This window comes from Frankia sp. CcMO1 (genome assembly GCF_977945845.1).
The window spans coordinates 1-9,042 of record NZ_CDWTMG010000109.1; the positions used below are offsets into that span (position 1 = coordinate 1).

12 protein-coding genes, 1 tRNA gene and 3 pseudogenes are annotated in these 9,042 nt (G+C 63.3%); 10 read left to right on the forward strand and 6 right to left on the reverse strand.

The genetic code is table 11. From position 1 onward, the window contains the following. The 3 genes and pseudogenes from AC08OU_RS14150 to AC08OU_RS14160 form a co-directional block, all read right to left on the reverse strand. A pseudogene (locus AC08OU_RS14150) lies at positions 1-442 on the reverse strand (terpene synthase family protein); the annotation flags it as partial. A 1,066-nt stretch (positions 443-1,508) separates the two neighbouring features. Beyond that, on the reverse strand, positions 1,509-1,934 hold the full coding sequence (locus tag AC08OU_RS14155; protein ID WP_476601557.1) for a PIN domain-containing protein: 426 nt from the start codon (positions 1,932-1,934) through the stop codon (positions 1,509-1,511). Then, a complete protein-coding gene (locus AC08OU_RS14160) occupies positions 1,931-2,329 on the reverse strand; it encodes a type II toxin-antitoxin system Phd/YefM family antitoxin (RefSeq protein ID WP_476605084.1) in 399 nt (132 codons plus the stop codon). Before AC08OU_RS14160 ends, AC08OU_RS14155 begins: the two co-directional genes overlap by 4 nt. Before the next feature lie 215 nt (positions 2,330-2,544). Between AC08OU_RS14160 and AC08OU_RS14165 the strand changes: the two genes are divergently transcribed. The 7 genes and pseudogenes from AC08OU_RS14165 (at position 2,545) to AC08OU_RS14195 (ending at position 4,730) form a co-directional block, all read left to right on the forward strand. Beyond that, complete coding sequence (locus tag AC08OU_RS14165) at positions 2,545-2,805, forward strand: hypothetical protein (RefSeq protein WP_462188548.1); 261 nt, start codon at positions 2,545-2,547, stop codon at positions 2,803-2,805. A gap of 42 nt (positions 2,806-2,847) precedes the next feature. Beyond that, positions 2,848-3,138 carry a transposase gene (locus tag AC08OU_RS14170; RefSeq protein ID WP_476601558.1) on the forward strand — a complete coding sequence of 97 codons (291 nt, stop codon included), beginning with the start codon at positions 2,848-2,850 and terminating at the stop codon, positions 3,136-3,138. Further along, complete coding sequence (locus AC08OU_RS14175; RefSeq protein ID WP_462188546.1) at positions 3,135-3,605, forward strand: IS3 family transposase; 471 nt, start codon at positions 3,135-3,137, stop codon at positions 3,603-3,605. The genes AC08OU_RS14170 and AC08OU_RS14175 overlap by 4 nt, the downstream gene beginning before the upstream one ends. Further along, positions 3,595-3,813 (forward strand): IS3 family transposase, encoded by a 219-nt coding sequence (locus AC08OU_RS14180; protein WP_476601562.1) that lies wholly within the window; start codon positions 3,595-3,597, stop codon positions 3,811-3,813. The genes AC08OU_RS14175 and AC08OU_RS14180 overlap by 11 nt, the downstream gene beginning before the upstream one ends. A 389-nt stretch (positions 3,814-4,202) precedes the next feature. Beyond that, a pseudogene (locus tag AC08OU_RS14185) lies at positions 4,203-4,334 on the forward strand (site-specific integrase); the annotation flags it as partial. 30 nt (positions 4,335-4,364) lie between these two features. Beyond that, entirely contained in the window at positions 4,365-4,496 is a 132-nt protein-coding gene (locus tag AC08OU_RS14190) for a hypothetical protein (RefSeq protein WP_476601559.1), read from the forward strand. 161 nt (positions 4,497-4,657) lie between these two features. Then, positions 4,658-4,730: transfer RNA gene (locus tag AC08OU_RS14195), tRNA-Lys, on the forward strand. A 272-nt stretch (positions 4,731-5,002) separates the two neighbouring features. Here the strand turns inward: AC08OU_RS14195 and AC08OU_RS14200 are convergent. The 3 genes and pseudogenes from AC08OU_RS14200 to AC08OU_RS14210 form a co-directional block, all read right to left on the reverse strand. Beyond that, on the reverse strand, positions 5,003-5,629 hold the full coding sequence (locus tag AC08OU_RS14200) for an IS30 family transposase (RefSeq protein WP_476601563.1): 627 nt from the start codon (positions 5,627-5,629) through the stop codon (positions 5,003-5,005). 159 nt (positions 5,630-5,788) lie between these two features. After that, positions 5,789-6,286, reverse strand: a complete 498-nt coding sequence (locus tag AC08OU_RS14205) for a group II intron maturase-specific domain-containing protein (RefSeq protein ID WP_476601564.1) — start codon at positions 6,284-6,286, stop codon at positions 5,789-5,791. Then, positions 6,269-7,215: pseudogene (locus AC08OU_RS14210) on the reverse strand (reverse transcriptase domain-containing protein); the annotation flags it as partial. The pseudogene AC08OU_RS14210 and the gene AC08OU_RS14205, both read right to left, overlap by 18 nt. Before the next feature lie 211 nt (positions 7,216-7,426). On the opposite strand from AC08OU_RS14210, the gene AC08OU_RS14215 reads away from it, so the two are divergent. From AC08OU_RS14215 to AC08OU_RS14225, 3 genes are all read left to right on the forward strand, one after another. Further along, positions 7,427-7,726 (forward strand): hypothetical protein, encoded by a 300-nt coding sequence (locus AC08OU_RS14215; protein ID WP_476601560.1) that lies wholly within the window; start codon positions 7,427-7,429, stop codon positions 7,724-7,726. A gap of 322 nt (positions 7,727-8,048) precedes the next feature. Then, complete coding sequence (locus AC08OU_RS14220; protein WP_476605085.1) at positions 8,049-8,582, forward strand: metal ABC transporter solute-binding protein, Zn/Mn family; 534 nt, start codon at positions 8,049-8,051, stop codon at positions 8,580-8,582. Between the two features lie 11 nt (positions 8,583-8,593). Further along, positions 8,594-9,004, forward strand: coding sequence for a metal ABC transporter solute-binding protein, Zn/Mn family (locus AC08OU_RS14225; RefSeq protein WP_476605087.1), 411 nt, complete (start codon positions 8,594-8,596; stop codon positions 9,002-9,004). The last annotated feature ends 38 nt before the right edge of the window (positions 9,005-9,042 follow it).

Below are 9,042 nucleotides of genomic sequence, written 5' to 3' on the forward strand. Positions count from 1 at the left end.
CCGCATAAGTGGCCTGCGTGTTGAAATACCATTCCCAGTGCTCGCTGACCCGAGCCACCCACTGGTCCGGCGAGCTGGCGATCTGCCGCGCCCACAGGTCATGGAAGGTCATCCCCATGGGGGACTTCGCGGGTCTCCCGTAGAGAATCCCGGTGAGCTCCGCGCTGATGACGTTGATGCGGCTGATGTCCGCCACGAGATCGTCAGTGAAGTCGTCGTAGATCCGGAAGAAGGCGTGGATGTCGTAAGCGAGTTCCAGCTCCGGCAGCGGGGCCAGAGGGTATACCCAGGCCGAAAGCGTGGCGTACCTCTCGGCCCGGGGTGTGCAGACCTGGAAGCAGGTGAGCCATTCGACGGTGTGCGCCAGGGCTTCGGCAGCGTTCTCGTTCGGCTGCCAGGAGCGCGCAGCTTCGTGCACTGTGAGGATCTGCTCGCCATTCATCGCGTCTCGACCTGTCTCCTGGTAAGGATGGTGATCATGGATCGTTGTCGCTTTTCTGAGGCGCGGCGTCGAGTGCTCTTGGAGTCAAGGGGGTTGAAGGCTGCTCCGAGGAGGAGCTCAGGGCTGGGGAGAAATCATAATCGCAGGTCAGAGCGCAGGGGTGATAGTCAAGGCTGGTGGTGGGCTGCGCCCGGTCAGGATGACGGACCGTGACGGGAAATGGGGTGCACGCACAAGCAACGGGGTCACCCGGCAGGGTCGGGATTGTTGAAGTCACTTCCCCAGCCCCGGGAGACCCCGCCGCCGACCTAGTGTGTCAGGTTCCGCGGTCGCACGACCACGAAATCCGGCAAGGCCAGCGGAAACCTGCCAAGATCTTTGAGACAAGATCCGGTATGAACTCGCGAGACTGCCAAACTTCGCCCGCCTGTTCGGCGCCCGGCAGACAGACACTCGGGCGACAAGCACCGACGCCAGGCGACCCGATCTCGGAACCGGCAGTCACCGTTGGAGCCGGTGAGATCGGGAAGCCCGGCATTGTACGAACCGGCTTCCCAGGCCCGCTGACCTGCACCTGACCTGCACCTACGGAGCGCTGCAGACTAACCCAACTGATGGATATAACCTATTTGACTAGGCTAGAGACTGACTACGGAGCGTGGTGGACCTTATGTACCAGCATCCAAACCGTTTGATCTTGGTCGCTGGCCCTGAAATCACTGTCCGTCCGGTCACGACACGTGCCCTGACCGGGGGTGATGCGCGGTGACCGCGCCTACCGGAACATCATCTATGGGATAGAACAACTTTTCCGGACATCTGGCGGTTTCGGACACTTCTGCGCCTCCAGGTCAGGGGAACCACGTCCTATCAGATCCAGGTACCACGATGATCCCAGAAGTGCGAAGTCTCATGTCGCGGATTCGGGCCGTTATGGAGGACACCTCGGTCGTGGTCCGTTAGAGGGTCCTCAGGTGGTGCCGTTGCGACCGATCACGCTGCCGAAGACATGAGTGTGCCCGGTCCTACCGCCAGAGGTTCTGTGCCGCCCAGCTTCGGGACCTGCTTACAGCTGGAAGGTCCAAGGGTTGACGAGTGAGACGCCCATGGCGGCGAAGTCGGCCTCGTTGCGGGTGACGAGCGTGAGGCTGTGCACCTGGGCCGTGGCGGCGATGAGCGCGTCGTGGGCTGGGCGCCGGTCGGGCACGTGAAGTCGCGCCGCCGAGCCGGCGACGACCTGATCGGCGTCGAGCAGCCGGCCTGCGTATGCCGGGAGCACGTTCTGATCGAGCCATGAGTCCAGGACGGCCGCCTGTCGGGCATCGTGCCGTCGCTTGTTCTCAATGCCAGCCCGCAGCTCTAGCAGGGTGATGACGGAGAGGAAGGTATCCGATGGTGACAGGGCCGCGGCCCAGCCGTTGAAGCGGTCCTCGCGGCGTTTCGCGGGCTTACGGAGCTCGGAGATGACGTTGGTGTCGAGTAGGAAGCTCACAGGTCGACCTCGCGCAGCGAGTCCCACGGCTGTAGGGGCTCGAAGTCGATCTCCTCCTCCAGAACGAACGCGTCTCCCAGGCTGCCCGCGGTTCCGGTGAGCCGCTGGTAGTCGGCGAACGACAGCAGGACGTGTGACGGCCGACCGTGATCCGTAATGATCACCGGACCGCTGGCGGCAGCCCGCTTGACCGCGCTCACGTCACGGTTGAACTCTCGCGATGAGACCATGGTCACCACGATCACCCCCCTGGTAGGTACGTACCTACAATATGCGCCGAACGTCGTTCGCGCGGCCAACCGCTGAAGCCAGCTCGCGCCCTTCGATGTGACCAGGGTCGCGTGACCCTGCCGCGCGGCCGGGCGACCGGCTTGCTCACCAGACCTGGTGACCATCCAGGATGAACCCTCGCCGCCGGCAAGGTCGATCTGAGCAGTCGCCCCTTGACTTTTTCACTCCAGATCTCACAGGCTTCAAATGGTACCGTGCTTAGGAGTCGAAATGAAATAACTTGCGCGTTTCGAACCCTCCACAGGCCTGTGACCTGCGATGATGCTCTCGATCACGTATTTGTTACTTCATTACGTCCCCTTAAAGGATGGAGTCAGGCATGGTCCCGCGGATCGAGATCGACGACGAGGTCTTCAAGTGCCTGCAGGATCAGGCTGCGCCCTTCGTCGACACCCCGAATTATGTCCTCCGTCGCGTCTTGGGGCTCTCCGCTCCAGCGGTGGCCGAAGAGCCGGGCGCGGCCCGTCCGCCTGGCAATCTCGCGAAGCTTGTGAACGCCGGACTCGTGAAGCCCGGGGACGGACTGACGCATGTCCGCAAGCGAAGCGGCGCGATCTATGAAGCCATCCCAATCTCGTAGACAGTCGACGTAAAGTCCACTGACTACCAGGAAGATCCAGGGATGGGATCGACGCGGAGGAAGTTCACCCAGGAGTACAAGGACGAGGCGGTCGCTCTCGTCCTTGGTTCGGACCGTACGATCGCCGAGGTGGCGAAGAGCCTTGGGATCAACGAGACGAGCTTGGGGTACTGGGTGAAGAAAGAAAAGGATTCCGACGAGGGCAGGGAGCGGCCGCTATCGGTGTCCGAGCGCGCCGAGCTCGAGGAGCTCCGGAAGAAGAACGCACAGCTGCAGATGGACAGCTCTTTCTTAAAAAAAGTCGCGAGCTTCTTCGCGAGCGACCAGAAGTGAGGTTCGAGTTCATCTCGGCCCACGCCCCGAAGAAGCCTGCTCCCGCCGACGGTGTGAACACGTTCCCCGTCGACTACCTGTGCCGGAAACTCGGCGTCTCCCGCGCCGGCTACTACGCCTGGAAGAACCGCGGACCGTCGAAACGCGAGCGGGACGACATCACCTTGTCCACGAAGATCCGGGCGATTTTCGACGCGCACCACGGCCGGTACGGCGTGCGGCGGATCTTCGCCGACCTCCGCCGCCAGGGCGTCCGGGTCGCCTACAAGCGGGTCCAGCGGCTCATGGCCCAGCTGGGCCTGGTCAGCGTGCACCCGCGGGCCCCGCAGGCACATCACGACCGTCCAGGCCGTCGAGCCCTCGTCGCTGCCCGACCGCGGCAGCGAGTACACCAGCCACGACTTCGTCGAGTTCTGCAAGAAAAACAAGATCAGGAACTCGGTCGGGCGGACCAGTATATGTTTTGACAACGCCGCCGCGGAATCGTTCTGGGTGACCCTGAAGAAGGAGTTCGTCCACCTCCACGCCTTCGCCGTCCTGAAACAGCTCCGCGCCGGCATCTTCGACTACGTCGAGACGTACTACAACCGCAGAAGGATACATTCCACGATCAATTACATGACGCCCGTCGAGTACGAGGCCAAGTTTGACAGGGAACACCCACAAGCCGCATAATGGAACTGTCTACTAAATCGGGAACGCTCCACTCATGGTCTGGACCCCAGCGCAGACCGGGCGGTTCCTCGACCACGCCCATAGCGACCCGCTCTACCCTGTCTTCCACCTCATCGCCTACCGAGGGCTCCGACGCGGTGAATCCGTCGCCGTCCACATCGACGATATCGACGTCACCAACGCAACCCTCACCATCCGCTGGCAGTTCGTCCAGATCGGCTACGCCACCCAACTCGCCAAGCCGAAATCCGACGCCGGGGACCGTGTCATCTCCCTCGACCCCGACACCCTCGCCGTCCTGAAAACCTGCCGCACACGCCAACCGGCTCGCCGCCGGAACCATCTGGCCGAACAACGGCCTCGCGTTCACCCACCCCGACGGCACTCCCATCCACCCCGAACACCTCACCAACCGCTTCCACACCCTCATCCAGGAAGCCGACCTACCCCCCATCACCATCCACGGCCTCCGCCACGGCCCCGCCACCCTCGCCCTCGCCGCCGGCGCCGACCTCAAAGCAGTCCAAGAACTCCTCGGCCACTCCACGATCATGATCACCGCCGACACCTACACCCACATCCTCCCCGACCTCGCCGCCGAGATCGCCCGCAACACCGCACGCCTCATCCCCCGCACCCGCAGCCCCCACGACTACCCCCGGCACCACACCACGATCGACTAACCCGGCCCCCGCCGTCCGCCCCGCCCAGGGCGGACGGGCGGCCACGAGCCACCACAAGCCGCCCACCCTGCCACCCGGCATCCCATCCACACCCCCACAAGCCGCACCGACACCCCGATCACCACCCCGAGGACACACAGTTCGGTATCATGACTCTCGCAGGGCCGTTAGCTCAATTGGCAGAGCAGCCGGCTTTTAACCGGCGAGTTCAGGGTTCGAGTCCCTGACGGCCCACGTCGAGAGGAGATTCCTGCGCATCTGGTGGGGTTTACGAACGTTTTGTCTCTCGACGTTCTCGAGGCTTTCCAGGGGCTCGGACATCTGATTCTGATCTCGTTTTCGGTCTGCTTGTCGTAGTCGCGCTCAACCCTGACCTCCGGCTACATTGGAGTCGAAATGAAATAACTTGCGCGTTTCGGACCCTCCACAGGCCTGTGACCTGCGATGATGCTCTCGATCGCGTATTTGTTACTTCATTACGTCCCCATTGCGGCGGATTCCAGCGATCAGTGCACCATCGGTTGCGATTCTATCAGATTGTGGGTCTCACTGTAGACCTCTGCCGGGGTTTTCCACCCGAGAACCTTCCGGGGTCTTCCGTTAAGTTCGGCGGCAACGGCGTCAAGTTCAGCTTGACTGAAGCCAGAGAGATCGGTAGATCTCGGAAAGTACTGACGGAGAAGCCCGTTGGTGTTTTCGTTCGTCGACCGCTGCCAGGGTGAATGCGGGTCGGCGAAGTAGACCGGAACGCTTGTCCCGAGGGTGAAGGTGGCGTGTACGGCCATCTCCCTCCCCTGGTCCCAGGTGAGCGACCGGACGAGGTCGGCCGGCAGCTCTTTGATCTTCAGGCTGAGGGCGAGGGCGACACAGGCGGCTGTCCGGTCGTAGGGAATCCGCACCAGTGTGGTGTAGCGCGTGTGACGATCGACGCGGGTCGCGATCTGGCTCTTGCCGCCCTTGCCGATGATCAGGTCGCCTTCGAGGTGGCCGGGGACGGCGCGGTCGGCGGCTTCCGCGGGCCGTTCGCTGATGTTGACCATGTCCGGGATCGCCTGCGACGCCTGGGGTATCGCCCCGGACGGTCGTCTGCGTGCCCGGCCGGACCGCAGAGCGACCCTCAGTTCGGTCTTCAGCGTGCCTGCCGGCCTGTAGGAAGAGCGTTTGGTAGTGAGGTCGGACCGAGGCGCGGTGCCGGCCTTGCGGCCAGCCCGTTTCCTCGGCCCGCCTCCCGAACCCGGCGTGCACGGTTAAGCGCACCGGGCTCTCCACAAGCCCCGGGGGGACGTGTCTTCTCATGCCGCCCTCTGCCATGGCGTCGGGATGCGTTTTCCCCGGTATCGGTAGCGTTCTATGCCTACCTTTCCGGGATCGAACAGCACCACCTCTCCCTCGGCCGGCCACCCGTCTCCACAGCTGTATCGGCGCCGGAGCTGCCTCCAGGTAGTCCGCCGGTGCTTCCGGCCGATCCATCTGATGACCTGTTTCCACAGGTAGGCCCGCAGATAGCCGAACGTAGCACTTGAACAGCCGTATTTGAAATAGGCGGTCCAGCCCCGCAGCATCCGGCTTATCTGGTGCAGCAGGGCTTCGAGCTTCAGGTTCGTGTTCTGTCGGCACGCCTTCTTCACCTTAACCATGACGGCTCGAAGCGCCTTCTTGGCCGGGTAGGTGTAGATATAGCGTTTTATCGCGCCTCGCTTTCGGTGACGCTGGATACGCCACCCCAGAAAGTCGAGACCCTCGTCAATATGGGTAATCAGGATCTTTTCCTCCGACAGGCGTAGACCCATCGATTCCAAGACCCCGGCCATCTCGTCTCGCAGCCTCTTCGCGTCGGATCTGGTACCCGCCACGACCAGACAGCAGTCGTCGGCGAAGCGGACCAGCCGGTAGTTCGGCAGGCCGCGACGCCGGCGCATCCGCCGGTCGTTGGAGGTGGCCGCAGGCCCACCCGGCGCCTGGGCGATGTGCTCGTCCAGCACCGACAGGGCCACGTTACTGAGCAACGGCGACAAGATCGACCCTGCGGAGTGCCGGCGTCGTTCTCCCGGAGCACGCGGTCCTCGCCGAGGATCCCCGCCTTCAGAAACGCCTTCACCAGAGCCAGGACGCGTTTATCCCCAATACGACCGCGCACCCGGTCCATGAGAGCCGAGTGCGAAATCTCGTCGAAGCAGGCTTTGATCTCGCCTTTCACGATCCACTCGTAAGAGCGCCCCGTGAAATGGCGTATCTCTGCCACCACGTTGTGCGCCCAGCGGTTCGGGCGGAACCCGTACGAGCACGGGAGAAAATCCGCCTCGAATATCGGCTCCAACACCAGCTTCAAGGATGCCTGGACCACCCGACCCCGGACGGTCGCTATTCCCAGGCGACGCAGCCTATCGTTCGCCTTCGGTATCAACCGCTCCCGAGCGGGTCGCGGGCGGAAGCTACCAGCCTTCACATCGGCCCGCAGCTCTTCCAGCAACCCCCCGATATCACGCACGGTCTCGATGTAGTAGGCGGTCTGCCCATCCACACCGGCCGTGCACGCACCCTTGTTCCTCCGCACGCGACCCCACGCCACAAGCAGGAACGCCGGGTCGCAGACGAGGTTGAACAGATCCTCGAACCGGCGGTGAGAGTCCTCATTCGCCCACCGGTACAGCTTGGCCTGGATCTCTCGTACCCTTTCCTCGGCCTGATACCAGGCGAAGTCCAGTTCGTCGGTGTTCACCGGCGGCCTCCGAGCATTCCAGCGTCCTCACTGCCGACTTGCTGGCCCCCTTCGCCATATACGCGCCTCTCGCGCGCTCGGACTACTACGGGGCCTCCGTCCCACGGTCCACGGTCGGCAACGGACCTGCCCGCCTACAGCCAGGCCGGCCGGAGGGGAGGGCAACCGGGGACGGTTCCCACGTTCACCTGACAATCGATCGACCAGGGAGATGACCCAGCTTTGTCCCGGCAGCATCGCCACGGCTACGCCGCAGACCCTCACCGTGGCCTCCTCACCGGCACAATCAACCGGCTCCGGAGTCGGCCTCGCTACGACGGCGGACCCGGTCGCCGGTGCGGTACCAGCGGCGGCCGTCCCGCTCGAAGAACCGGCCACGGTCGTCCGCCGGGTCCAGGTAGCCAGGGGTGAGCTGCGGGCCCGCGATGCACAGCTCGCCCTCGATGCCGACCAGCAGGTCACCCTCCCTGCTGTGCGCACGACTCCGGCAGCGGGCGGCGACGACGGCTAACTCGCCGAGTCGTCCCAGCCGGGCCGGTGCCCGACTGAACTCCGAGGTGTTCGCCGGCAGGACTGTCGTTCAACCCCCTCAACCTCACCCAGTTGATCTTTTCTTCGACAGGAACGATCATCCAGGTGGCGGGGCGCCCTTGTCCTGGCTCGACCCGCGGCCACACTCCGCCGCAATAATCGATCACGAATAGTGATTGGACAACCACGATATCCGACGAACGCGTGGAGATGGTTGGACATCACCCGAGAATCCGTCTATATAGTAATCAAACTTCGCCATACCGAAGATTGATGTTCGGAAGGACGGGAAGGGGCTTATGATGCGCGGTACTGTCGCATGGCTGTCGAGAGTGGGGTCGGCTACCGCCGCCGCCGCGCTGATGCTGTCGGGGTGCTCCACCACCCCCGCTGTCGACGCATCGGCCGGTGGGGGGCGTGATCGTCCGGTAGTACTGACGACGTTCACGGTGTTATCGGACATCGCACAGAACGTTGCAGGAGATCACCTGCGGGTGGAGTCGATCACGAAGGTGGGGGCGGAGATCCACGGGTACGAGCCGACGCCGGGTGATATCACGAAGGCATCGGACGCGGATCTGATCCTGGACAACGACCTGAACCTGGAGCTGTGGTTCAAGCGGTTCGTGGAGTCGGTGCACGTGCGGCACGCCGTGGTGTCGGACGGGGTCAAGGCGATAGACATCACCGAGGACGCCTACGCAGGCAAGCCGAACCCGCACGCCTGGATGAGCCCGTTGAACGCGCAAATCTATGTCGACAACATCGTCGATGCCTTCAGTGATCTCGATCCCGCGCACGCGGCGGACTTCAGGGCGAACGGTAAGGGGACGTAATGAAGTAACAAATACGTGATCGAGAGCATCATCGCAGGTCACAGGCCTGTGGAGGGTTCGAAACGCGCAAGCTATTTCATTTCGACTCCTCAACCTACAAGGCCAAGCTCCAGGCCGTACAGGACGAGCTCGTGTCGAAGCTGTCGACGCTGCCGGCAAAGAAGCGGGCGCTGGTGACCTGCGAGGGCGCGTTCTCGTACCTCGCCCGCGACACGGGGCTGACGGAGCAGTACATCTGGCCCGTGAACGCCGAGCAACAGGCGACGCCGCAGCAGATCGCCTCGACGATCACGTTCGTCAAGGCGCATGACGTGCCGGCGGTGTTCTGCGAGTCCACGGTGTCGGACAAGCCGATGCGGCAGGTCGCCAACGCCACCGGCGCGGCTCTGGGCGGCATCCTCTATGGAGTTGAAATGAAATAACTTGCGCGTTTCGAACCCTCCACAGGCCTGTGACCTGC

Coding starts and splice junctions, on each gene's coding strand:
- AC08OU_RS14160 (WP_476605084.1), bottom strand. CDS start 2,329: ATGGTCACCAGGTCTGGTGAGCAAGCCGGTCGCCCGGCCGCGCGGCAG.
- AC08OU_RS14165 (WP_462188548.1), top strand. CDS start 2,545: ATGGTCCCGCGGATCGAGATCGACGACGAGGTCTTCAAGTGCCTGCAG.
- AC08OU_RS14170 (WP_476601558.1), top strand. CDS start 2,848: ATGGGATCGACGCGGAGGAAGTTCACCCAGGAGTACAAGGACGAGGCG.
- AC08OU_RS14190 (WP_476601559.1), top strand. CDS start 4,365: ATGATCACCGCCGACACCTACACCCACATCCTCCCCGACCTCGCCGCC.
- AC08OU_RS14205 (WP_476601564.1), bottom strand. CDS start 6,286: ATGGGTCTACGCCTGTCGGAGGAAAAGATCCTGATTACCCATATTGAC.
- AC08OU_RS14215 (WP_476601560.1), top strand. CDS start 7,427: ATGACCCAGCTTTGTCCCGGCAGCATCGCCACGGCTACGCCGCAGACC.
- AC08OU_RS14220 (WP_476605085.1), top strand. CDS start 8,049: ATGCGCGGTACTGTCGCATGGCTGTCGAGAGTGGGGTCGGCTACCGCC.